Origin of the sequence: Kribbella hippodromi (assembly GCF_039531045.1) — a bacterium.
In the GTDB taxonomy this organism is placed as follows: Bacteria; Actinomycetota; Actinomycetes; order Propionibacteriales; family Kribbellaceae; genus Kribbella; species Kribbella hippodromi.
In genome coordinates, this window is the sequence record NZ_BAAAPH010000002.1 from 209,664 (window position 1) to 233,160 (window position 23,497).

The window sequence follows — 23,497 nt, forward strand, 5'->3', positions numbered from 1 at the left end:
TCAGTACGTCGCGCGGTTCCCGGCCCGACCGGGTTGTGGATATCCCGGTCGGGCCGGGGGCCGGGCGGCACTAGACTGACGGCATGATTCGCCGCGTCGACCTGCGGGGCCGAGTGGCGGCCGGAGAGGTTACCGACCTCCAAGCCGAAGTGCATGCCCTCGTCCCCCGAGCCGTGTTCGACGTCGAGAAGGCTCTCGACGTCGTCCGACCCATCTGCCTGGACGTCCGCCATCGCGGCCTCGAGGCAATCCGGGAGTACGGCGAGAAGTTCGACCAGGTCCGGGTCGAGGACCTGCGGGTTCCGGCCGGCGCCCTGAAGCTTGCCCTGGAGGAGCTCGACCCCGAGGTGCGCAGCGCCTTCGAGGAATCGATCCGTCGGGTCCGTGCGGTCAGCGAGGACGAGCTGACCGCCGATGTCGTCTCCGAGCCGGCGCCCGGCGGGCGGGTGACCCAGCGCTATGTCCCGGTCCAGCGCGTCGGCCTGTACGTGCCGGGCGGCCGCGCGCCGCTGGCGTCGTCGGTGCTGATGAACGTGGTGCCGGCGCAGGTCGCGGGCGTGCCGTCGCTGGCCGTCGCGTCCCCGCCGCAGAAGGACTTCGGCGGCCTGCCGCACCCGACCGTGCTCGCCGTTTGTGCGTTGCTCGGGATCGACGAGGTGTATGCGATGGGTGGCGCGCAGGCGATCGCCGGTTTCGCGTACGGCTTTGACGGCTGCCGCAAGGTCAATCTGATCACCGGTCCGGGCAACATCTATGTGGTCGCCGCGAAGCGGGCGCTGCTCGGTGAGGTCGGGATCGACTCCGAGGCCGGTCCGACCGAGATCGCGATCCTGGCCGACGACACCGCCGACCCGAAGCACGTTGCCGCCGACCTGATCAGCCAGGCCGAGCACGACCCGATGGCCGCGAGCGTTCTGGTCACGCCGTCGGAAACCCTGGCCGCACAGGTGGAAGCCGAGCTGCCGGTCCAGGTCGCTCGGACCAAGCACGCCGATCGGGTCACCGAAGCACTCGAAGGGCAGCAGTCGGCCGTCGTACTGGTCGATGATCTTGATCAGGGCACCGCGTTCGTGGACGCGTACGCCGCTGAGCACCTGGAGATCCAGACCGTCGACGCCGAGGAGCGGGCCGGCCGGATCAGCAACGCGGGCGCGATCTTCGTCGGCAGCTGGTCGCCGGTTTCACTGGGTGACTACTGCGCCGGGTCCAACCACGTGCTCCCGACGGCTGGTTGCGCCTGTCACTCGTCCGGCCTGTCGGTGCGCAGTTTCCTCAAGGCCGTACACGTCGTGAACTACACCCGCGACGCGCTGCACGAGGTCGCCGGCCACGTGCGGACGTTGGCGCACGCCGAGGACCTGCCCGCCCACGGCGCGGCGGTGTCGGCGCGCTTCCCCGGGGAGAGCTGATGGGGGCCTTCGACGGGCTGCCGATCCGCGAGGAGCTGAAGAGCTTCGAGCCGTACGGCGCCCCACAGCTCGACGTCCCGGTGCTGCTGAACGTCAACGAGAACCCGTACCCGCCGAGCGAACGCGCCGTCGCGGACATCGCCGCCGACGTCGCGGTCGCGGCGCGGGGGATGAACCGCTACCCGGACCGCGAGTTCCTTGGGTTGCGCGCGGACCTCGCGGCGTACTTGGGGCGTGAGTCCGGCGCACAACTCGAGCCGGAGCAGCTCTGGGCGGCCAACGGGTCGAACGAGGTGATGCTGCACATCCTGCAGGCCTTCGGCGGCCCGGGGCGTACGGCGCTGTCCTTCGCCCCGACCTACTCGATGTACCCGGAGTATGCGCGGGACACCAACACCGCGTGGGTGACCGGCCGCCGGGCCGAGGACTTCACGCTCGACCGCAGCAAGGCGATCGCCGCGATCTCGCGGCATCGCCCGTCGGTCGTGCTGCTCGCCTCACCGAACAACCCGACCGGTACGGCGCTGCCGATCGAGGTGACCGAGGCGATCGTGGCGCAGGCGGCCGCGCTCGGATCGGTCGTCGTGGTGGACGAGGCGTACGCGGAGTTCCGCCGGACCGGTACGCCCAGTGCGGTCTCATTGCTGCCCGCGTACCCGAATCTCGCGGTCGCGCGGACGATGTCGAAGGCGTTCGCGATGGCCGGTGGCCGGGTCGGATATCTTGCCGCCAGCAAGCAGTTCGTCGACGCGCTACGGATCGTTCGGTTGCCGTACCACCTGTCAGCGGTGACGCAGGCGGTCGCGCGGGCCGCGCTGCGGCACTCCGACGAGTTGCTCGGCCGGGTCGAGCAGCTTCGGGTCGAGCGCGACGAGACCGTCGACTGGCTGCGGTCGGTCGGGCTGCGCGCGGTCGACTCGGACGCGAACTTCGTTCTTTTCGGTACGTTCGCGGACCGGCACGCGGTCTGGCAGGCGCTGCTGGACGACGGCGTGCTGATCCGCGAGACCGGCCCGGCCGGCTGGCTCCGGGTCTCGATCGGGACCGGCGAGGAGATGGCCGCGTTCCGCGCTTCACTGGAGCGCATCCTCAAGTCCGACGTGGGAAGGCAGACATGACGCGCAGTGCGCGGATCGACCGCGAGACGAGTGAGTCCAAGGTGCTGGTCGAGCTGGAGCTCGACGGCACCGGCCGGGCCGACATCTCCACCGGCGTGGGGTTCTACGACCACATGCTGAACGCGCTGGCCAAGCACGCGCTGCTCGACCTGCACGTGAACACGGTCGGCGACCTGGAGATCGACGCGCACCACACCGTCGAGGACACCGCGATCGGGATCGGCCAGGCGCTCCGCGAGGCGCTCGGTGACAAGCGCGGCATCCGCCGCTTCGGCGACGCGACCGTACCGCTGGACGAGGCGCTCGTGCACTGCACGGTCGACCTGTCCGGCCGGCCGTACTGCGTGCACACCGGCGAGCCGGAAGGACAGGTGTACGCGATCATCGGCGGGGACTACGCGGGATCGCTGACCCAGCACGTGTTCGAGACGCTGGCGTTCAACGCGGCGATCTGCGTACACATCCGGGTGCTGTCCGGGCGCGATCCGCACCACATCGTGGAGGCGCAGTTCAAGGCGTTCGCGCGGGCGCTGCGGGCCGCTGCGGAGCTGGACCCGCGGCAGCCGGGCATCCCGTCCACCAAGGGCGCCCTGTGACGAAGAAGGTTGTCCTGCTCGACTACGGATCGGGCAACATCCGGTCGGGGGAGCGGGCGCTGCAACGCGTCGGCGCCGACGTGACCGTGACCGCCGACTTCGACGCGGCCTGCAATGCCGACGGTTTGCTGGTGCCTGGCGTCGGTGCGTTCGCGGCCTGCATGAGCGGGCTGACGGCGGTTCGCGGTGATGTCGTGGTCGACCGTCGGCTGACCGGTGGCCGGCCGGTGCTCGGGATCTGCGTCGGCATGCAGATCCTGTTCGCGCGCGGGATCGAGCATGGCGTCGAAACCGACGGCTGCGAGCAGTGGCCGGGTACGGTCGAGCGGCTGCAGCCGGAGGACGCCCAGCCGGTGCCGCACATGGGCTGGAACACAGTCGACGTACCCGCCGGGACGACGCTGTTCGAGGGCATCGAGAAGGAACGGTTCTACTTCGTGCACTCGTACGGGGTCCGCCGCTGGGAGCTCACCGACGCCCGCGAGTCGGTCGCGCCGCGGGTCACCTGGACCACCTACGGCGGTGACAAGTTCGTCGCCGCGGTCGAGAACGGCCCGCTGACCGCCACCCAGTTCCACCCGGAGAAGTCCGGCGACGCCGGCGCCACCCTGCTGGAGAACTGGGTCCGCTCGCTGTAGCCGGCTGGGCCGCGGCTGATTGCGCTCGTGGTGAGTGAGTGACACTCGTTCACTTGCCGTTGGGTTGTTGTTTACCGTACGTTCACTGGTCACCACTGCTTGTCATCGAGCGAGGAGACCGCCCGTGCCCGAAAACTCCAGTTCCCTGTCAAGACGTCAGTTCGTCGGCCGTGCCGCCGCGGCCGGGGTAGCGGTCAGCGTGGCCGGGTCGGTGGACGCGCTGTACACGGCGCAGCCCGCACTCGGCACGTCCGGTCCGAAGATCGGGTACGGCCCCCTGATCGAGGACCCGGCCGGCATGCTCGATCTGCCCCGCGGGTTCAGCTACAAGATCCTGTCCCGCGAGGGCACCGTACGCCCCGACGGCCTGCAGATCCCGAGCCGGTTCGACGGGATGGGCGTCTTCCCGGACCGCAACGGCGGTTCGCGCCTGGTCCGGAACCACGAATGCAGCCCGACCACCAAGATCAAGGTCGTCGCGCCGGCCGATCGAACGTATGACCCGGGCGGCGCCGGCGGGACCAGCACGCTGGTCGTGGACCGGCACAACGCGACCAGCAAGGAGTACGTCAGCCTCGGCGGTACGGCGATCAACTGCTCCGGCGGGCACACTCCCTGGCGTACCTGGCTGACGTGCGAGGAGACCGAGCTCAAGGCCGGGGAGAGCGGCTACACCAAGGACCACGGATTCATCTTCGAGGTCGACCCGTACGACGACCGCCGGAACGCGAACCCGGTCGCGCTGACCGCGATGGGCCGGTTCCAGCACGAGGCGGTCGCGATCGACCCGCGGACCGGGATCGTCTACGAGACCGAGGACGCGTTCGTCGCGCCGCTGGGCGGCTTCTACCGCTTCCTCCCGAACCGTCCGCGCGGCGGCTGGGGCACGCTCCGCGCCGGTGGCGAGCTGCAGGCGATGCACATCCCCGGCCTGCCGGACCTGTCGGTGGTGCAGGAAGCCGGCACCGAGTTCCACGACGTGCAGTGGGTGACCGTGCCGGACCCGCTGGCGAAGAGCGAGTCGGTCCGGGCGCAGGACTACGCCAAGCCGATCACCGGCGGGTACAAGCTCGAAGGGTGCTGGTGGGGCGACCTGGACCGGTGCGTGTACTTCGTCTCGTCCTTCGCGCGGACCGAGCTGGGTCCGAAGGTCGATCACGACGGTCAGGTCTGGCGGCTGGATCCGCGCAAGCGCACGCTCCGGCTGGAAGTGATCTTCACCCGGCCGAAGCCCGGCTCGGACGATCCCGAGTTCGATGCCCCGGACAACATCACGATGTCGCCGTACGGCGGGTTGATGATGTGCGAGGACGGGCTCGGCGAGCAGCACATCCTGGGCACGACCGAGGACGGCGAGGTGTTCAAGTTCGCCCGCAACCGGGTGAACACCGGCACCGCGGACAAGCCCGCGTACGGCGAGTTGTCCGGCGCCGGGTTCGCCGCGGACGGGCGGACGATGTTCTTCAACGTGTACTCACCGGGGATCACGTACGCGATCACCGGCCCTTGGCGCCGCCGCCGCTAAGCGCCAGGAAAGGCGACCGGTGCGCCGCCCCAGGTGAGCTGGGCGGTCGCGGATGCGAGCAGTCGCTCGATCGCGAACGCCCGCACCGGGGCCTGTTCGGCGGCCTCCACCAGGTCGCCGTACACGGCCGCGATCCGGCGCTCGATCACCAGGATCAGCGCCGCCGCCGTCGCCACGTTGGTGACGGCGGCCGGCAGGTCGTACGCCGGTTCGGCCGCGACCGGGGTCGCACCGGCGGCAACGATCAACGCGCTCAGCTGGTCCCGGGCGTCGCGGTGCTCCCCGAAGAGATCGGTCGCATCCCGGAACCGCGCCCCGTTGAACTTCCCGCCGGCCACCCCGATCCCGTACAACGCGGCATGCTCACCGGCGAGCGCGGCCTGCAGGGCATCAGCCTGATTCACGACTTGTCCTTCTTCTTGACCGGAGCCAGGGTGGTGCCGAGCTGGGTTTCGGCGGCGGCGAGCTCGGCGAGGAGACGGGCCGGGGCGCCGGACAGCTTGGCGGCGGCCGTGGCGTGAATCGTCGCGGTGGCCTGCTCCTGCTTCGCGATCGCGGCCAGGGCGGCCTGCGAGGTCGCGCCGACCGCCAGCGGCGCGGCCGCCTTCGCGGTGACGCCCGCGGTCTCCTTCAGCTTGGCCAAATGACTCACGTGGTACTTCGCGCCCGCGGCCAGCTGCGCCCGGAGCGCCGGGAACTTCCGGCTCACGTTTGCGTAGAGCTGGGACAATTGAGTCACCTGAGTAGCCGCTGTGCTGAGCGCTGCGACGACTGCCGGGTCGACGGTCGGTGTCTCCCCGGTCGGCCCTGGTGAAGTGGTCGTTCCGTTCGCCCCACTGCCGTTCCCGGAACCACCGGACCCGGCGGAGGGGTCGTCCTTGCACCCGGCCAGCATGGTCGCGCCGGGCCCGAGGGCGACGGTCACGACGGCTGCCTGGGTCAAGGCGCGCCGGCTGAGCGTTCGGCGGCTCGGCGATGGCTGGAGCAGGCGGCGTTCGGGCACGCCGGAACGATACCCGGTGACGCGCCCATCACCGCCCTGGGACGAGCCGGTGACCCGGATCGGAGGATCGGACGGATAGGGTGGGCTACTGCCCTCGGCCGACCGCCGGGGACGGAACGGGTGCACAACTGGAGAGAGGCAGGTCAACCTGTGAGCCGAAAGCAAACCCCTCCGGGCCACACGGACACCACGAGCCTCGAGAACTTCCTGCGGCCGATCGTCGAACAGTTCGGCTGCGACCTGGAGGCCGCTGACATCGCGCCGGCCGGCCGCCGCCGGTTGCTGCGGGTGCTGGTCGACCGCGACGGCGGGATCAGCCTGGACGACGTCGCCGAGGTGACGCGGGCGATTTCCAAGGCGCTGGACACCGACGACATCATGGGCGAGGGCGCGTACACGCTGGAGGTTTCCAGCCCCGGCGTGGACCGGCCGCTCACGCTGCCCCGGCACTGGCGCCGCAACAAGGGCCGGCTGGTCGCGGTCACGATGACCGAGGGCGGCAAGCTGACCGGCCGGATCAAGGACGTCTCCGAGGAGGCGGCCGAGCTGGACGTGGACGGCAAGCGGCAGAGCGTCGCGTACGCGGACGTGGCGAAGGCCAAGGTCCAGATCGAATTCAACCGGGCTGCCGGCAACGACACTGAGACATTTGACGGCGTAGAAACACCTGCCGACGGCACGGTGGAGGAGAACTGACATGGACATCGACATGGCCGTGCTGCGGTCGCTGGAACGGGAGAAGGACATCTCCCTGGACGTCGTGGTCGAGGCGATCGAGCAGGCGCTGCTGGTCGCGTACCACCGGACCGAGGGTGCCGAGCAGCACGCCCGGGCCGAGCTGGACCGCAAGACCGGGCACGTGACCGTGTTCGCGCGGGAGCTGGCCGAGGACGGCACGGTGGCGCGCGAGTACGACGACACCCCGGCAGACTTCGGCCGGATCGCGGCCACCACCGCGAAGCAGATCATCCTGCAGCGGCTGCGCGACGCCGAGGACGAGGTGCGGTACGGCGAGTTCTCCGGCAAGGAGGGCGACATCGTCTCCGGCGTGGTCCAGCAGGGCCGCGACCCGCGCTCGGTGATGGTCGACCTGGGCAAGATCGAGGCCGTGCTGCCGGCGCCGGAGCAGGTGCCGGGGGAGAAGTACGACCACGGTTCCCGGCTGCGGGTGTACGTCGTCGGCGTCCGGAAGGGCTTCAAGGGCCCGCAGATCACGGTCAGCCGGACGCACCCGAACCTGGTCAAGAAGCTGTTCGCCCTAGAGGTCCCGGAGATCGCCGACGGCACCGTCGAGATCACCGCGATCGCGCGGGAGGCGGGGCACCGGACCAAGATCGCGGTCCGTACGCTGAACCCGTCCGTGAACGGCAAGGGTGCTTGCATCGGGCCGATGGGCCAGCGGGTACGCAACATCATGCACGAGCTGCACGGTGAGAAGATCGACATCATCGACCACAGCGACGACCCGGCCACCTTCGTCGGGAATGCGCTGTCGCCGGCGCAGGTGACGTCGGTCGAGGTGGTCGACGCCGCGGCCCGGGCGGCGCGGGTGGTCGTTCCCGACTACCAGCTGTCGCTCGCGATCGGCAAGGAGGGCCAGAACGCGCGGCTCGCGGCCCGGCTGACGGGCTGGCGGATCGACATCCGGCCGGATACCGATGTGACTGATACTGGCGAGAAGGTAGACTGATACCTCGGTCGGTCGACTGAGTCGCAACGACACCCTGAGGAAGAAGTGACAGACGCGCGTCCTGGCAGGATTCGGGAGCGCACCTGTATCGGGTGCCGGAAGCGGTCCAGCCCGGCTGACCTGCTGCGGATGACGGTGTCCGGAGGACTTGTCCTCCCGGATCCCGGGCATCGAGCGCCTGGTCGTGGAGCGCATCTGCACCCCACGACCGAGTGTTTCGAGCTTGCCGTCCGGCGCAAGGCGTTCCCCCGGGCCTTCAAGGTCCCGGGGCCGCTGACTGTGACCGGGCTGCAGGAGTACCTCGCGCAGCGTGATAGTCAAGATGTACGCACGGTCTGACCGGACCGTGTGACCGACATGAAGGCGGGTCATCGACTCATGACCACTCGATGAGTGTCGAACGATGAGTGCAATGCGATGAGCATGTACGTCAACTAACGGTCCGCGCCCAGGCTCGGACCAGAGGGAGAGTAGTGGCAAAGGTCCGGGTCTACGAGCTCGCGAAAGAGCTCGGAGTTACCAGCAAGGTCGTTCTGACCAGACTGAACGACATGGGCGAGTTCGTCCGGTCGGCATCCTCGACGATCGAGGCACCTGTCGTCCGGCGGTTGGCGGAGGAGTTCGAGAAGAACCCGCCGAAGAAGCGCACGGCCAAGAAGGCCGCTGCCAGCACGTCTGCCGCGCCGCAGGCGACCGCACCGGTCGCCCCCGCGCCGTCGGCACCACAGTCCACTCCGGCCGAGCGCGCCGCGGCTTCGCCGGGCGCCGCGACGCAGTCCGACGCGGCCGCGCAGACCGGCTCGCCGGTCTCGTCCGGCACCTCGGGCTCCGGCGCTTCGGCGCCGTCCCGGGCCGTGCCCGGTGCGACGCCGGGCGCCCGCCCGGGTCCGCGTCCGGGCCCGAAGCCGGGTCCGCGGCAGGAGACCCCGGCGGAGTCCGCTCCGGCCGCCTCCACGGGCGGTTCGGCCGCTACGGCCGACTCGGCAGCAGCTGCCTCCGCTCCGGCGGCAGGCGGTTCGGCGGCGCCGAGCGGCACCGACTCGGGCTCCGCTGCGACGGGCACCTCGGGTGCCGGTTCAGCTGGCTCAGGAATCGGCTCGGTCACTCCGGGTACAGGCTCGGCCACGCCGGGTACCACCGGCTCGGCCGCACCGGCTGACGGTACGCGCGATGGGTCGGCTCCGGCCGGCGGGAGTGCCGCGTCGTCGGCGACGCCGTCGTTCGAGGCTCCGGCTGCGAAGGCGGCCCCGGGTGCTCCGGCTCCGGGTCCGCGCCGTCCGGGTGGCGACACCGCCCGTGCGGGTGGCGACACCGCGGCCCGTCCGGGTCCGCGTCCAGGTGGTCAGGGCTCCGGCCCGCGCCCCGGCGGTCAGGCCCCGCGTCCAGGTGGTCAGGGTTCGGCTCCGCGTCCGGGTGGACCGGGTGCGGGAGCTCGTCCGGGTGCACCGCGTCCGGGTGGCTCGCAGCAGGGTGGCCAGGGTGGCGGCGCGCCGCGTCCGGGCGCACCTCGTCCCGGTGGTGCCCCGCGTCCGGGTGCACCGCGTCCGGGCAACAACCCGTTCAGCTCGACCCAGGGCATGCAGCGTGGTGGCCGCCCGGGTCCGGGTGGCCAGGGTGGCGGCGGCGACCGGCAGGCTCCGAGCCCGGCCGGGATGGCCCCGCGTCCGCCGCAGAACCGGCAGGGTGGTGGCGGCGGTAACGACCGGCCGCGCCCGAGTGGCGGTGTACCGGGCGCTCCGCGTCCGAACCCGGCGATGATGCCGAAGTCTTCGGCGGGTACCTTCACCGGTCGTCCCGGTGGCGGTCCCGGTGGTTCCGGCGGCCCCGGTGGCAACCGTGGCGGCGGCCGGCCGGGCGGAGGCCCGGGTGGCGGTCCGCGCGGTGGCGGCGGTGGCGGCGGCGGTTTCCGTCCCGGTGGCGGCCCGAGCGGCCCGCCCGGTGGTGGCGGTGGCCGTCCGGGTCCGGGCAACCGGGGCCGGGGCGGGACCCAGGGTGCCTTCGGGCGTCCGGGTGGTCCGGCTCGTCGTGGCCGGAAGTCGAAGCGGGCGAAGCGCCAGGAATTCGACAACATGCAGGCTCCGGCGGTCGGTGGCGTCCGCGTCCGGCACGGTGACGGCGAGGTCGTCAAGCTGCCCCGTGGCGCGTCGCTGACGGACTTCGCCGAGAAGGTCGGAGTCGACCCGGCGTCGCTGGTGCAGGTGCTGTTCCACCTCGGTGAAATGGTGACTGCCACCCAGTCGGTGAACGAGGAGACGCTCGAGCTGCTCGGTACCGAGCTGAACTACGACGTCCAGATCGTCTCGCCGGAGGACGAGGACCGCGAGCTGCTGCAGTCGTTCGACATCGACTTCGGCAACGACGAGGGCGACGAGACCGACCTGGCTCCGCGGCCGCCGGTGGTGACCGTGATGGGTCACGTCGACCACGGTAAGACGAAGCTGCTGGACGCGATCCGGATGGCGAACGTCCAGGCCAAGGAAGCCGGCGGTATCACCCAGCACATCGGTGCGTACCAGGTGACGACCGAGGTGGACGGCCAGGAGCGGGCGATCACCTTCGTCGACACCCCGGGTCACGAGGCGTTCACCGCCATGCGTGCCCGTGGTGCGCAGGCCACCGACATCGTCATCCTGGTGGTCGCGGCCGACGACGGCGTGATGCCGCAGACGATCGAGGCGCTGAACCACGCCCGCGCGGCAGGGGTCCCGATCGTGGTCGCGGTGAACAAGATCGACGTCCCGGCGGCGGACCCGACCAAGGTGCGCGGTCAGCTGACCGAGTACGGCCTGGTCCCCGAGGAGTACGGCGGCGACACCATGTTCGTCGACGTCTCGGCCAAGTCCCGGATCAACATCGAGGGCCTGCTCGAGGGTGTCGTACTGACCGCGGACGCGGCGCTGGATCTTCGGGCCAACCCGAAGATGCACGCCGAGGGCATCGCGATCGAGGCGAACCTGGACAAGGGCCGTGGTCCGGTGGCGACCGTGCTGGTGCAGCGCGGCACGCTCCGGGTCGGCGACTCGATGGTGGTCGGTCCGGCGTACGGCCGGGTCCGGGCCATGCTCGACGAGCACGGCGACCCGGTCGAGGAAGCCACCCCGTCGCGTCCGGTCCTGGTCCTCGGTCTGACCGCGGTACCAGGTGCGGGTGACAAGTTCCTGGTGGTCGACGACGACCGGATGGCACGGCAGATCGCCGAGAAGCGCGAAGCCCGCGCCCGGGCGGCGGCCAACGCCAAGCGCCGGGCCCGGCGTACCCTCGAGGACTTCATGGCCTCGATGGAGAAGGGCGAGGCGCAGGAGCTGCTGCTGATCCTGAAGGGCGACGTGTCGGGTTCGGTCGAAGCCCTCGAGGACGCACTGGTCCGGATCGAGGTCGGCGACGAGGTCAACCTGCGGATCATCGACCGCGGCGTCGGTGCGATCAACGAGAACGACGTCAACCTGGCCATCGCGTCGAACGCCGTCATCATCGGCTTCAACGTGCGGCCGGCGGGCAAGGCCGGTGACCTGGCCGAGCGCGAGGGCGTGGATGTCCGGTACTACTCGGTCATCTACTCGGCGATCGACGACATCGAGGCGGCCCTGAAGGGCATGCTGAAGCCGATCTACGAGGAGGTCACCCTCGGCCAGGCCGAGATCCGGGAGATCTTCCGCTCCTCGAAGGTGGGCAACATCGCCGGTTGCTGGGTGACCAGCGGTCTGCTCAAGCGGAACGCCAAGGTCCGGTTGATCCGGGACGGCGCGGTGATCGTCGACAACACCGAGCTGTCGTCGCTGAAGAGGTTCAAGGACGACGCGTCCGAGGTCCGCGAGGGCTTCGAGTGTGGTCTGACCATCAACAACTACAACGACATCAAGATCGGCGACGTGGTCGAGGCGTTCGAGCTTCGGGAGAAGCCGCGCAGCTGAGTGGTGCCGAGCGGTAACAGGTAGTCGGTGACCCGGACCGGGTCACCGAGGAGTAGCGTCCGGAGAGACCGCGGTCTCTCCGGACGTTGTTCATGAACGAGGGAGTGAGCCCTGATGGGTGAAGCAAGGGCGAAGCAGCTGGCCGACCGGATCCAGGTGCTCGTCGCGGAGCTGCTCGAGCGCCGGGTCAAGGACCCGCGGCTGGGATTCGTCACCGTGACGGACGCCCGGCTGACCGGTGACCTGCGCGAGGCCAGCATCTTCTACACGGTGTACGGCGACGAGCAGGCGCGGATGTCGACGGCCGCGGCGCTGGAATCGGCCAAGGGGCTGATCCGCAGCGAGGTCGGCAAGGCGCTCGGGCTCCGGCACACGCCGAGCGTGGCGTTCTTCCTGGACGCCGTGCCGGAGACGGCCGGGCACATCGAGGAGCTGCTCGAGAAGGCCCGGAGCGCGGACGCCGAGGTGGCGAAGTCGGCCGCCGGTGCCAAGCCGGCCGGCGAGGCGGACCCGTACAAGCGGCCGCACGACGAGGCCGAGGACGAGGACGACTGAGCATTCCGTTGAGTCTGGAATTCACGCCGGCGTCGGACGGCATCGTTGTCGTCGACAAGCCGGCCGGACTGACCTCCCACACCGTCGTCGCCCGGATTCGCCGGCTGGCCGGAACCCGCAAGGTCGGCCACGCCGGCACGCTGGACCCGATGGCCACCGGCGTGCTCGTGGTCGGCATCAACCGCGCCACCCGGCTGCTCGGTCATCTGCAGCTGGCCGACAAGTCGTACGACGCGACGATCCGGCTCGGTGCGACCACGACCACCGATGACGCCGAGGGCGAGGTCCTCGAGACCGCACCGGTCGACGGCGTGACCGCCGAGGCGATCGCGGCGGCCGTGGTCGGCTTCCGCGGTGACATCTCGCAGGTGCCGTCGAAGGTGTCCGCGATCAAGGTCGACGGCCGCCGGGCGTACGAGCGGGTGCGCGCGGGGGAGGAGGTCGCCCTGAAGGCACGGGCGGTGACCGTGTCGCGGTACGACATTCTCGACGTACGCCCCGACGAGACCGGGATCTCGGTCGATGTCTCGGTGGATTGCTCCAGCGGTACGTACATCCGGGCGCTCGCCCGCGACTTGGGCGCTGAGCTCGGCGTTGGCGGTCATCTCACGGCGCTTCGGCGTACGCGGGTGGGATCGTTCGGGCTGAGTACGGCGCACACGCTGGAATCGCTGGCCGAATCCTTCGATTGGCTACCGATCGCGGAGGTTGCCGCCGGCACCTTTCCGCGGTACGACGCCGATGCGGCGCAGGCGGCGGCGATCCGGACCGGACGGCCGCTGACCGGGGTGGCGCTGGCCGCCGGGCAGACGGCGATGTTCGCGCCGGACGGTACGTTCCTGGCGCTGTACGAACTGCACGGGCCGGTGGCGAAACCGACGGCGGTCTTCGTCAGCTGAGAACTGTCGGTGGCCCGGCGTACGGTGCTGAGCCATGAAATACGGATTCGTGATGGCGTACGGAGATGCCCGCGACGCGGCCGAGCTGGCGGTGCTCGCGGAAGCGCACGGTTGGGACGGGTTCTTCGTCTGGGAGTCGATCTGGGGGATGGACGCCTGGGTGATGCTCGGCGCAGCCGCGATGACGACCGAGCGGATTCGGCTCGGGACCATGCTCACGCCACTGCCACGGCGAAAACCGTGGGATGTCGCGGGGCAAGTCTCGACCGTCGACAACCTCAGCAACGGGCGGGTCATCCTGTCGGTCGGCCTGGGGGTGACAGGGGATCAGCGGTTCTGGCTGTTCGAGGACGATCCGGGGCGGAAGGTCCGCGCGGAGCTGATGGACGAATCGCTGGCGATGCTGCCGCACCTGTGGCGCGACGAGCCGTTCGACTTCACCGGGAAGCACTTCCGGGCGACGATGCCGGCCGAGCTGACGCCACCGGCGCCGCCACCGCCGGTGCAGCAGCCGCGGGTGCCGACCTGGGTGGTCGGCGGCTGGCCGGCCCCGAAGTCGATGCGCCGCGCGGCATTGCAGGACGGCTGGCTGCCGAACGTGGTCGGCGGCGCTGAGCTGACGCCCGAGCTGCTCGCGCAGGGCGTCGAGTGGATCGCAACCGAGCGGCGCGCCCACGGCCTGACAATGGACAACTACGACGTCGTCGCCGAGGGCACGACCCGCGCGGACGATCCCAAGGCGGCCGATACCGTACGCCCTTGGTCCGACGCCGGCGCCACCTGGTGGATAGACGCCGACTGGTCCTCCCTGGACCACGCGGTCACCCGGCCCGCAGCCGAACAACGCCTGAAAGCCGGCCCACCCCGCATCGACTGATGCCCGCCTGCGGGGCGGTTACTTACGGCGCATGCTTTCCAGCAGCACGCGGAGGTCCGCGAGGTCGGCTTCGAACTCGGCGTTGAAGTCGATCTCGTCGTCCAGGTGCGGCGCCAAGCGGTAGTGCGCAGGTAGCTGGGCGGGGGCGAGTTGCGTACGCCGGGAGGTCGGGGTCAGCGTCCCGCGCCCGAAGCGGCCGTTGACTTCGGAGGCGGCGAAGCCCATCACGAAGGTGGAGAGCAACCGCTCGACCCGGGCGACCTGATCGTCGGGCACGCCGGCGTCCAGGATGGTCTGGTACAGCGCGTCCGTGGCTCGGAGCGCCTCCGGCGTCACCGACGGCCGGGACAGCAGCAGCGTGAACGCACTCGGATGCTTACCGGCCAACTTCCGCGCAGCCTGAGCCAACGCCACCAACCGCAACCACCACTCCTCCCCACCATCGCCCACGGCACCGCCGGACGCTCCACCAGCCGCCTCCCCGTCCTCGGCCGGGTGGTGAGCGTCGGCCAGTGGAACCAGCTCGGTGAGTAGTAGTTCGACCATGCCGTCGAGCAGCGCGTCCTTGCTGGACACGTGCGGATACAGCGCCATCGCGCTCAGCCCGACCTTCAATCCGACCGCGCGCATCGACACCGCTTCCAGCCCGCGCTCGTCGGCGATCGCCAGCGCCGCCGCCAGGATGGTCTGTCTCATGTCCTCCACGCCCGGCACTATACGCCATATTTACACTGTAAATACACTGTATAGTGCCGCCCATGACGACTCCCTCCCCACCGGCGGCCGCGCCCGCCGCTCCGCCGTCCTGGCGCTCGGCCCGCCGGGCCCGGCTCGGCTGGTACGGCTATGACTGGGCCAACTCCGTCTTCACCACCAGCGTGACGTCCGTCTTCTTCGGCCCGTACCTGACCGACGCCGCCCGCGCCGCCGCCGGCCCAGATGGGTCGGTCCATCCACTCGGCCTCAGCATCTCCGCCGCGTCGTACGTACCGTTCGTGATCGGCTTGTCGGTCTTCCTGCAGATCTTCGTCCTGCCCACCGCCGCCGCGCTCACCACACGCCACCACAAGGGCCGCCTGCTCGGCGTACTGCTGCTGATCGGCGGCGGCGCGGCGACCGCGATGTACACGATCGGCGAAACCGACTACCTGCTCGGCGGCGCGCTTTTCGTCCTGGCGACGATCGCCCTCGGCGGTTCGATCACGGTCTGCAACACGTACCTGCCGGTGATCGCGCCACCGGAGCGCCAGGACCGTACGTCGGCCGAGGCCTCCGCTGCCGGGTTCCTCAGCGCCGGGCTGATCCTGGTCGTCGACTTGATCGTCTACAACAGCCACGATCGGCTCGGCCTGACCGAGAGCGAAGCGATCCGGATCATCATGATGACCGCCGGGCTGTGGTGGCTGGTCTTCGGCGCGCTCTCCGTGATGCTGCTCCGCGGGTACGGCGCCCCCGCCACAACCCCCGCCACGACACCCGCCGCAGCCCGGATCGGCTCGTACCGACTGCTCGCCCGGGCCTTGCGCGACCTCCGCCAGTACCCGGCCGCAGGCTGGTTCCTGGTCGCGTTCCTGCTCTACTTCAACGGTGTCCAGGCCGTCACGGGCCTGGTCGGGACGTACGCGGTCGAGGCGCTCCGGCTCGAGCTGGATCAGGTGATCGTCGCCGTGCTGGTGGTCCAGTTCGCCGCGGTCGTCGGCACGGCGGCACTCGGACGGGTCGCCGAACGGTACGGCGGCCGCGCGGTGCTGATCGGCTCCGTACTGTTCTGGTGCGCGGTCATCATCACCGGCGGCGTACTTCCGGCCGGCTGGTTCGGCGGATTCCTCGCGTTGTGCGTCAGCGCGGGCCTGGTGGTCGGCGGTACGTACGCGCTCTCCCGCTCGGTGTTCATCCGGCTGGTGCCGGCCGATCGCGTCCCTGAGTACGTCGGCATCTTCGAGACAGTCAACCGTTGTCTCGGCTTCCTCGGCCCGGCCGCCTTCGGCCTGGTGCTGCAGTGGACCGGCAACTACCGCCTGGCGTGGCTGTCGATTCTTGTCTTCCTGGTGGCCGGCGCCGTCACGCTGGTCGCCGCGCCCCGGCCGGAGGTGTCCCATGGCTGAGCTGCGTGTACTGCTGACCGAAGCGACCAGTGCCTCCGCGCGCGAAGTACTGACTGTGCTCGGCCGCCACGGTCACACCGTCGATGTCCTGCACACCGGGGGAGTTTCGCTCACCGCCCGATCACGCTGGGTCCGCCGCCGGTACTCGAGCCCGCCCTTCGCGGCCGATCCGATTGCCTACCTCGACCGTCTTCGGGAGGTCCTGACCAGCACCGAGTACGACGTGGTGCTGCCGACGCACGAGCAATTGGTGGCGCTGTCCCGGTTCGCCGACGAGTTCGGCGCGTTGGCCGGACTTGCGGTGCCACCGTTCGCCGCGGTCCGAGTGCTTCAGGACAAGGCCGCCGCGGCCGACCTGCTCGACCGGCTCGGCCTGCCCCAGCCGGCTACTCGGCTGGTGCACAGCGCGGCCGAGCTCCTGGCCACCGATTTGCTGCCCGCTTACATCAAGTTGCCGGTAGCAACATCCAGCCGCGGCGTCTGGCTGGCGGAGGACGCGGCGCAGCTGACGGAGATCGCCGACCTGTCTGCTGTCCGGGCGAACTTCGCGGCCGGTGGTGTGGTCCTGATCCAGCAGCCGCTGTCCGGCTCGTTGCTGCTGGTGCAGGCGGTGTACGACCACGGCCGGCTGGTCGGCGCGCACACGGCGATCCGCCGGCGCGAGGGCGTACAGGGCAGCGCGTCCGCGAAGGAATCGGTCCGCCGCCCGGATGTGATCGAGCACCTGATCCGGCTCGGCGAGGAACTCCGGTGGCACGGCCCGTTGTCGATCGACGCGATCCTGGACGAGGAGGATCAACCCCGCTACATCGACGTCAATCCGCGGCTCGTCGAGCCGGTGAACGCCGAGCTCGCCGGCGCCCAGCTGGTCGACCGCTGGCTGACCGTGTCCCGTGGCGGGAAGCCGGGTCCCCTTCCGGTTGCGCATCCTGGTGTGCGTACGCACATGCTGTTGATGGCGATCCTGCGGCACGCGGAGGTCGGTCGCGGCCGGCGGGCGATCGTCCGGGAGCTGCTGGCCGCCGTACGCCGCCGCGGCTGGTATGCCGGGAGCACGGAGGAACTGCTGCCGCTCCGCGAGGACCGCATCGGCGCCGCCTTCCTGATCGCGATCACCGCCTGCCTGCTGATCTCACCCGCCCTCTGGAAGCCCCTCGGCGGCAGCGGAGTCCCACCCCACACCCTCACCCCGGAGGGTTGGCATCGGCTGGTTGGCCGAGGATGACCGGGACGGTGAGGGGGCCGATGGTGAAGAAGGACGGGGAGTAGGGGATGTCGTCCGGGTCGACGGCCAGGGCCAAGTCAGGCAGGCGGCGGTAGAGGCTGGCCAGGGCCAGACGGCTCTCCAGTCGGGCCAGTGGAGCGCCGATGCAGTAGCGCGGTCCGTGGCCGAAGCCGAGGTGGCCGGTCTGGGTGCGGGTGATGTCGAACCGGTTCGCGGACTCGCCGTACTCGTCCTCGTCGATCCCGGTCGCCTGGTAGACCACACCCACCGCGCTGCCCTTCGGGATGTCGACGCCCGCGATGGTGACGTCCGCCGCGGTGAACCGGAACGACGTCATCATCACCGAATGCCGGTAGCGCAGCGTCTCCTCGACGACGTCCGCCCAGCGATCCTCCGCCTTGGCCAGAGCGAGTTGGGCGGGGTTCCGCGCGAGCGCCACGATCGCGTACCCCAGCAGGTGAACCGTGGTTTCATGGCCGGCCACGAGCATCAGCCAGAGGATGCCGACCAGCTCGTCGGTGCTGAGCGCGTCGCCGTCGTCGCGGGCCTTGACCAGTGCGCTCGTGAGGTCGTCGGCCGGCTCCTGCTGCTTACTGACCACCAGCGCGTGCAGATAGGCCTGCAGTTCGTTCTGGGTCTGGAACGCCACCTCCGGCGGAGTGGTGTGCGCGAGCAGGGCCGAAGTCCAGTTCCGCAGTCGAGACCGATCCTCGCTCGGTACGCCGAACAGCTCGCAGATCACCCACATCGGCAAGGCTTCGGTGAACGCCGGCACCAGGTCGACCGCGTCGCCGGCCGCCACGATGTCGTCCAGCAGGCCGTCGATGATGGCCTGGATCCGCGGCTCGAGCGTCTGCACCCGGGCCGGCGTGAACGCCTTGCCGACCAGGCCGCGGAGCCGCCGGTGGTCCCCGCCGTCGACGGTGGCCAGGTGACCACCCTGAATGATCGCGCGCAGCGGCCAGTCTGCCGGGATCGTGCCGTCGTGCAGCGCGGGCCAGTGCTGCGGATCGCGCAGGAACGTCGTGTTGTCACCGGCCAGGATCTCCCGGACCGCGTTGTGGGTGAGCGCCAGGTAGGCGGGCACGCCGCCGGGGAACTCGACCTCGACGACCGGGCCGATCTCCCGGAGCCGGATGCAGGTGTCGAGGGGATTTTCGTCGAGAGCGGGAAAGGACGGAAGAGTGGTCGTCATGTCATCCTCTGCTGCCGAAGGAGGCACGCTGCGTCACGAGCGTGCCTCATTACACGGCGCCATCGACGCGGGCACAACTGGTTCTGCACAATCAGCTGATGTGTCAGGAAAATGAGCGGAGATGACTGTGGTCGGCGCGGGTGCGGATGCTGAGGTCGCGTGGGTTGCGGCTGAGTTGGGGTTGAGCGGTGCGGCAGTGGAGCAGGTGCGGGTGCTCGCGGAGGTCGGCCCGCCGCCCGTGCCGGTCAGCCTGGGGGAGGTTGATGGTCGGCTTGGGTTGAGTGAGGACGATCGGCGGGAGGTCCTGGCGAGTCGGCCTGATCCGGTGCGGGACGCCGCGCTGTGGTGGTTGCTGGAGCGGTGCCATCACCAGCTCGTACGCGGGATGGGTACGACCGGACCGTTGCCGCCTTGGCCGGATCTCCCGCCGGAAACGGGGGCGGTCGGGCGGTTCGTCTACGTGTGGGCGTTCCTTGCCACGCTTCCCGCCGTTCGCGCCTGCCACGCGGACCGCGGGATCGCGGACGGTGATTCCTGGCCGATCCTTGCTGTACTCGGGGCGCAGATGGCCAATCGGCGGGCGCTGCATGGCGAAGGTGGTCTGCATACGCAGAATTGGGTGACCCACCACTTCCGTGGCGCCATCTACGCGCTCGACCGCCTGCACTTCGAGCGTCAGCGCTGCTGGTTCGACGCGCGGGATGAAGGTGGTCCGGCGGCGGGGGAGCCCGTGCTTGGGCTGCATATTCCGGAGGGACGGCTCACGCCCGAGTCCGTGGACGCGGCGCTGGAACGGGCGCGGGCCTTCTTCCGGGCGCATTACGCCGACGAGCAGTACGCGTACGCGACCTGTGTCTCCTGGGTGCTCGATCCGCAACTGGCCGAGTACCTGGATGCCGAGACCAACCTCATCCGTTTTCAGCGCCGGTTCGAGCTGCTGCCGGCGGTGGAGAAGGACGACAGCGTGACCGTCGTCGAGTTCCTCTTCAAGCGTTCTCTGCCGGAGCTCGACACGTTGCCCCAGGCAACGACGCTGCAGCGTGCCGTCGTCCGGCACATCCGGTCCGGCCGGCCGTGGCAGTTCCGCACCGGCTGGTTCCCCCTCTGAAAGCGGCGGCGCTCTGACAACCGCAACCCCCAGACCGGCCCAGGTACGCTGGAGGGGTGCGTTCTCGTCCGACGTTGGAGTGGGCCCCGGGCCCGGAGGTGCTGGCGTTGGAGCCGGGGGCGACGGACGTGGGGCCGGTTGCGGAGCTGGTGGCTGCCGGGGGAGTCGTCGTACTGAGCGGTGCCGGGCTGTCGACCGAGTCTGGGATCCCGGACTACCGCGGCGAGACCGGCAGTCTGCGGACGCACACCCCGATGACGTACGGCGACTTCGTGGCCAGTGAATCCGGGCGGCAACGGTACTGGGCGCGCAGTCACCTCGGCTGGCGGACGATCGCCCGCGCCGCACCGAACTCCGGTCACGCCGCCGTCGCCACCTTGCAGGCTCGCGGTCTCGTCAGCGGGGTCATCACCCAGAACGTCGACGGGCTGCACCAGGCCGCCGGCGCCCGCGACGTGATCGAGCTGCACGGCAATCTGGACCGCGTGATCTGCCTGAACTGCGGTACCACCTCGCCGCGCGAGCTCCTCGACCAGCGCCTCCGCGACGCGAACCGTACGTTCACGGCCGAGGCGACCCGGATCAACCCCGACGGCGACGTCGAGCTGCCGGACGAGGTCGTCCGCACGTTCACCGTCGTCCCGTGTACGGTCTGCGGCGGCGTACTCAAACCGGACGTGGTGTTCTTCGGCGAAAACGTGCCCAAGAACCGCGTCGAGCGCTGCTACACGCTCATCGACGACGCGAACGCGCTGCTCGTCCTCGGTTCGTCCCTGACCGTGATGTCCGGCTTCCGCTTCGTCCGGTACGCGGCCAAGGCCGGTACGCCGGTGCTGATCATCAACCAAGGACTGACCCGCGGCGACCCGTACGCGACCGTCCGCGTCCAGCTGCCGCTCGGTCAGGCGCTGACCGAACTGGTCGAGAAAACCAGCGGGCCGAGCCACGCGTGAGGTGGCCCGGCCCGAGGTCCGCGGTACGGATTGGAAAGGGTCAGCGTTGCGCGCTGGTCCGTCCGCGGTTCAGGGAGGCCTCGACGGCCTGGGGTGAAACAAGTCGGGGTGCGGCGGCGGCCTGCTTGGCCAGCTTCCGTCCTTGAGCGGCCCACGCGGACTGCTCGGCGGCGGTCACCACAGCCGGTACGCCGGCCAGCGTCTTGTAGGTCAGCGCGGTCACGCCGGCCTGGCCCTCGTACCGCGGGTGGTAGCTGAACGCGCGGAGCAGGTTGATGTCCTTGCCCTGAATCCACGCCTGACCGTCCGGCGCGCACGCGTCGTGCCCGGTCGACGGGTTGAACGTGTCGACGTACGTCGCGCCGCCCGCGTTCGCCGCGTTGCTCACGGCCTGGTTCAGCGCCTGCTCGATCGAGTACAGGTAGGCGTAGTCGCCGGTCGCGAACGGCAGGATCGACGGGCAGGTGCCGTGCTCCGGGGCGATCTTCGGGTACCCGATCAGCAGGATCTTCGCCTTCGGTGACCGTGCCTTGATGCCCTCGACGACGCCGGTGATCCGGGTCTGGGTCTGGGCGATCTTGGCGAGCAGCGTGTCCACACCGTCGACCGTGAAATGCGCCTTGCACGGCGCGCCGGCCGGATCGGAGGCGCGCAGCGACGGGCAGGTGTCGATGATGCTGCCGAACACGCCGAAGTCGTTGCCGCCGATCCCGACCGTGACCAGATCGGTGTCCGGTGTCAGCGCGTCGAACTGCGGTGCCGCCGTGCCCAGCAGGGTGCTTTGCGGCTTCGTCATGTTCGTCGTGTCCGCGCCGCCACAGCTGACGTCGGTGAGTTCGCGGACGTGCAACTTCTCCGCGAGCTGCTTCGGATAGTTGCTGTACGAGCGGAAGCAGCCGAGCGACAGCACCTCGGGCAGCGGAACGAACGGAGCGGCCGTGTACGAGTCGCCGAGCGCCACGTACTTGCTGAATCTCGGCGTCGCCGCGGCGTTGGCGACCGGCATCCCCGCCACCAGCGTCACGGCCGCGCAGACGGCGACCAGACGGCGTAAATTCACGAGACCTCCCCAGGCTCTGCAGTGCGCGGCCCACCTTAAGTTGAGTCACTGTGCGATTACAAGGGGTGATCGTGGACCTGGTGGGAGGAATGTCCTCGTGGGCCGACCGGGGCGGTGGGGCGGGGTAGCAACAAGCATGGAATCCTCTTCCTATGCGTGTCTGGCACGGAGTGGACGAGATCGGCCCGGAGTTCGGGCCGTCGGTCGTCACCATCGGCAACTTCGACGGCGTCCACCGGGGTCACCAGGAGGTGCTCGCGCACGCCAAGGCGCGCGCGGCCGAGCTGGGCGGACTGCCGGTGGTCGCGCTCACGTTCGACCCGCACCCGATGCGGGTGCTGCGGCCGGACCACGCGCCGCTGATGCTCAGCCAGCCGGAGCAGCGGGCCGAGCTGCTCGGGCAGCACGGTGCGGACGCGGTGCTGATCCTCCCGTTCACCAAGGAGGTGTCGGGCTGGCCGCCGGAGGAGTTCATCGAGCGCGTCCTGGTGAACGCGCTGCACGCCAAGGCCGTCGTCGTCGGCCAGAACTTTCGCTTCGGCCACAAGGCGGCCGGGCACGTCGACACCCTGGTCCAGGCGGGCACGCAGTACGGCTTCCAGGTCGAAGGCCTGAGCCTGGCGGGGGAGCAGCAGCCCTGGTCGTCGACGTACGTCCGCGAGCGGCTCGCCGACGGTGACGTCGAGGCCGCCGCTACGGCGCTCGGCCGGCCGTTCCGGGTCACCGGCGTGGTGATCGAGGGCGACAAGCGCGGTCGCGAGCTCGGGTACCCAACCGCGAACATCCCGGCCGACCCGGGCGCCGCGGTCCCGCAGGACGGCGTGTACGCGGGCTGGCTGACTGTACTGACGTCCGCGCCCGGCGCACCCGCGTACCCGGATCGGCTGCCCGCGGCGATCAGTGTCGGCAGCAACCCGACCTTCGACGGCGTCGACCGCCGGGTCGAGTCGTACGTGCTGGATCGGGACGACCTCGAGCTGTACGGCGCGACCGTCGCGATCGACTTCGTGGCCCGGCTGCGCGGTACCCAGATCCGCTTCGACAGCATCGACGAGCTGCTGGTGCAGATGAAGGCCGATGTCGACGGGGCCCGCCGGCTGCTGAGCACCGACTAGCGCCGACCAGCGCTGACCCAGGGCTGATTAGGGTCGGCCGTCCACGGACTGATACGCTGGCTGCTGCCGTCTGAACGGCCGCGGATCGAGAGTGCTCGGGTGGAGAATGCCCCGGTGCGCCGCGCAACGGAAATCGAGAGGAAGCCTGTGTCAGCTGTTGACGCTGCTACGAAGAAGAAGATCATGGGTGAGTACGCCCTGACCGAGGGTGACACCGGTTCCCCCGAGGTCCAGGTCGCGCTGCTGACCTACCGCATCTCGCACCTGACCGAGCACCTGAAGGAGCACAAGCACGACCACCACAGCCGTCGTGGCTTGCTGCTTCTGGTCGGTCAGCGCCGCCGGCTGCTGAACTACCTGGCGAAGAAGGACATCAACCGCTACCGGTCCCTGATCGAGCGGCTCGGCCTTCGTCGATGACGTCGCGAGGAGCGGCCCCCGGACTTCGGGTGGCCGCTCTTGGCGTATCCGCGCGCAGATGCGCCGGAAACAACTGAATACCGACAACTGAATAA

At 70.0% G+C, this 23,497-nt stretch carries 23 protein-coding genes; 18 read left to right on the top strand and 5 right to left on the bottom strand.

What is annotated here, in order from left to right:
- The first annotated feature begins 83 nt into the window (after positions 1-83).
- From hisD to ABD260_RS03740, 5 genes are all read left to right on the top strand, one after another.
- Positions 84-1,409: a histidinol dehydrogenase gene (hisD, locus tag ABD260_RS03720; RefSeq protein ID WP_344231874.1), complete on the top strand. Its 1,326-nt coding sequence runs from the start codon at positions 84-86 to the stop codon at positions 1,407-1,409.
- The gene (locus ABD260_RS03725) at positions 1,409-2,527 is read left to right on the top strand and encodes a histidinol-phosphate transaminase (protein ID WP_344231875.1); all 1,119 of its coding nucleotides are present in this window, start codon (positions 1,409-1,411) and stop codon (positions 2,525-2,527) included. The genes hisD and ABD260_RS03725 overlap by 1 nt, the downstream gene beginning before the upstream one ends.
- On the top strand, positions 2,524-3,123 hold the full coding sequence (gene hisB, locus ABD260_RS03730) for an imidazoleglycerol-phosphate dehydratase HisB (RefSeq protein WP_184833685.1): 600 nt from the start codon (positions 2,524-2,526) through the stop codon (positions 3,121-3,123). The genes ABD260_RS03725 and hisB overlap by 4 nt, the downstream gene beginning before the upstream one ends.
- On the top strand, positions 3,120-3,761 hold the full coding sequence (hisH, locus tag ABD260_RS03735) for an imidazole glycerol phosphate synthase subunit HisH (RefSeq protein ID WP_344231876.1): 642 nt from the start codon (positions 3,120-3,122) through the stop codon (positions 3,759-3,761). Before hisB ends, hisH begins: the two co-directional genes overlap by 4 nt.
- A gap of 124 nt (positions 3,762-3,885) precedes the next feature.
- Positions 3,886-5,286 carry an alkaline phosphatase PhoX gene (locus ABD260_RS03740; RefSeq protein ID WP_344231877.1) on the top strand — a complete coding sequence of 467 codons (1,401 nt, stop codon included), beginning with the start codon at positions 3,886-3,888 and terminating at the stop codon, positions 5,284-5,286.
- Here the strand turns inward: ABD260_RS03740 and ABD260_RS03745 are convergent.
- Together ABD260_RS03745 and ABD260_RS03750 are read right to left on the bottom strand one after the other, a co-directional pair.
- Positions 5,283-5,690 carry a DUF4439 domain-containing protein gene (locus ABD260_RS03745; RefSeq protein ID WP_344231878.1) on the bottom strand — a complete coding sequence of 136 codons (408 nt, stop codon included), beginning with the start codon at positions 5,688-5,690 and terminating at the stop codon, positions 5,283-5,285. The genes ABD260_RS03740 and ABD260_RS03745 overlap by 4 nt on opposite strands.
- Positions 5,687-6,289, bottom strand: a complete 603-nt coding sequence (locus ABD260_RS03750) for a cell division protein FtsK (RefSeq protein WP_344231879.1) — start codon at positions 6,287-6,289, stop codon at positions 5,687-5,689. The genes ABD260_RS03745 and ABD260_RS03750 overlap by 4 nt, the downstream gene beginning before the upstream one ends.
- A gap of 150 nt (positions 6,290-6,439) precedes the next feature.
- Here ABD260_RS03750 and rimP point away from each other — a divergent pair, with 150 nt between their 5' ends.
- From rimP to ABD260_RS03785, 7 genes are all read left to right on the top strand, one after another.
- On the top strand, positions 6,440-6,985 hold the full coding sequence (rimP, locus tag ABD260_RS03755; RefSeq protein ID WP_344231880.1) for a ribosome maturation factor RimP: 546 nt from the start codon (positions 6,440-6,442) through the stop codon (positions 6,983-6,985).
- Position 6,986: 1 nt separating this feature from the next.
- The gene (gene nusA / locus ABD260_RS03760) at positions 6,987-7,979 is read left to right on the top strand and encodes a transcription termination factor NusA (protein WP_344231881.1); all 993 of its coding nucleotides are present in this window, start codon (positions 6,987-6,989) and stop codon (positions 7,977-7,979) included.
- Positions 7,980-8,024: 45 nt separating this feature from the next.
- The gene (locus ABD260_RS03765) at positions 8,025-8,318 is read left to right on the top strand and encodes a YlxR family protein (protein WP_344231882.1); all 294 of its coding nucleotides are present in this window, start codon (positions 8,025-8,027) and stop codon (positions 8,316-8,318) included.
- 134 nt (positions 8,319-8,452) lie between these two features.
- Entirely contained in the window at positions 8,453-11,890 is a 3,438-nt protein-coding gene (gene infB / locus ABD260_RS03770; RefSeq protein ID WP_344231883.1) for a translation initiation factor IF-2, read from the top strand.
- A gap of 114 nt (positions 11,891-12,004) precedes the next feature.
- The gene (rbfA, locus tag ABD260_RS03775; RefSeq protein ID WP_344231884.1) at positions 12,005-12,445 is read left to right on the top strand and encodes a 30S ribosome-binding factor RbfA; all 441 of its coding nucleotides are present in this window, start codon (positions 12,005-12,007) and stop codon (positions 12,443-12,445) included.
- Between the two features lie 14 nt (positions 12,446-12,459).
- Positions 12,460-13,344 (top strand): tRNA pseudouridine(55) synthase TruB, encoded by an 885-nt coding sequence (gene truB, locus ABD260_RS03780; RefSeq protein ID WP_344232095.1) that lies wholly within the window; start codon positions 12,460-12,462, stop codon positions 13,342-13,344.
- 34 nt (positions 13,345-13,378) lie between these two features.
- Entirely contained in the window at positions 13,379-14,221 is an 843-nt protein-coding gene (locus ABD260_RS03785) for an LLM class flavin-dependent oxidoreductase (protein WP_344231885.1), read from the top strand.
- 18 nt (positions 14,222-14,239) lie between these two features.
- Here ABD260_RS03785 and ABD260_RS03790 read toward each other — a convergent pair whose 3' ends face one another.
- Positions 14,240-14,917, bottom strand: coding sequence for a TetR/AcrR family transcriptional regulator (locus ABD260_RS03790; protein ID WP_344232096.1), 678 nt, complete (start codon positions 14,915-14,917; stop codon positions 14,240-14,242).
- Between the two features lie 62 nt (positions 14,918-14,979).
- Here ABD260_RS03790 and ABD260_RS03795 point away from each other — a divergent pair, with 62 nt between their 5' ends.
- Both ABD260_RS03795 and ABD260_RS03800 read left to right on the top strand, forming a co-directional pair.
- A complete protein-coding gene (locus tag ABD260_RS03795; protein WP_344231886.1) occupies positions 14,980-16,326 on the top strand; it encodes an MFS transporter in 1,347 nt (448 codons plus the stop codon).
- Positions 16,319-17,551 carry a hypothetical protein gene (locus ABD260_RS03800; protein WP_344231887.1) on the top strand — a complete coding sequence of 411 codons (1,233 nt, stop codon included), beginning with the start codon at positions 16,319-16,321 and terminating at the stop codon, positions 17,549-17,551. Before ABD260_RS03795 ends, ABD260_RS03800 begins: the two co-directional genes overlap by 8 nt.
- On the opposite strand, the gene ABD260_RS03805 is transcribed toward ABD260_RS03800, so the two are convergent.
- Positions 17,511-18,746, bottom strand: a complete 1,236-nt coding sequence (locus ABD260_RS03805) for a cytochrome P450 family protein (RefSeq protein ID WP_344231888.1) — start codon at positions 18,744-18,746, stop codon at positions 17,511-17,513. The genes ABD260_RS03800 and ABD260_RS03805 overlap by 41 nt on opposite strands.
- 121 nt (positions 18,747-18,867) lie before the next feature.
- On the opposite strand from ABD260_RS03805, the gene ABD260_RS03810 reads away from it, so the two are divergent.
- Both ABD260_RS03810 and ABD260_RS03815 read left to right on the top strand, forming a co-directional pair.
- Positions 18,868-19,854, top strand: a complete 987-nt coding sequence (locus tag ABD260_RS03810; protein ID WP_344231889.1) for an acyltransferase domain-containing protein — start codon at positions 18,868-18,870, stop codon at positions 19,852-19,854.
- A 56-nt stretch (positions 19,855-19,910) separates the two neighbouring features.
- Positions 19,911-20,807, top strand: coding sequence for an NAD-dependent protein deacetylase (locus ABD260_RS03815; protein ID WP_344231890.1), 897 nt, complete (start codon positions 19,911-19,913; stop codon positions 20,805-20,807).
- Between the two features lie 40 nt (positions 20,808-20,847).
- On the opposite strand, the gene ABD260_RS03820 is transcribed toward ABD260_RS03815, so the two are convergent.
- Entirely contained in the window at positions 20,848-21,867 is a 1,020-nt protein-coding gene (locus ABD260_RS03820; RefSeq protein ID WP_344231891.1) for an SGNH/GDSL hydrolase family protein, read from the bottom strand.
- A gap of 152 nt (positions 21,868-22,019) precedes the next feature.
- Between ABD260_RS03820 and ABD260_RS03825 the strand changes: the two genes are divergently transcribed.
- Both ABD260_RS03825 and rpsO read left to right on the top strand, forming a co-directional pair.
- Positions 22,020-22,982: a bifunctional riboflavin kinase/FAD synthetase gene (locus ABD260_RS03825; RefSeq protein ID WP_344231892.1), complete on the top strand. Its 963-nt coding sequence runs from the start codon at positions 22,020-22,022 to the stop codon at positions 22,980-22,982.
- 147 nt (positions 22,983-23,129) lie between these two features.
- The gene (rpsO, locus tag ABD260_RS03830) at positions 23,130-23,402 is read left to right on the top strand and encodes a 30S ribosomal protein S15 (RefSeq protein WP_184833659.1); all 273 of its coding nucleotides are present in this window, start codon (positions 23,130-23,132) and stop codon (positions 23,400-23,402) included.
- Positions 23,403-23,497 lie beyond the last annotated feature (95 nt).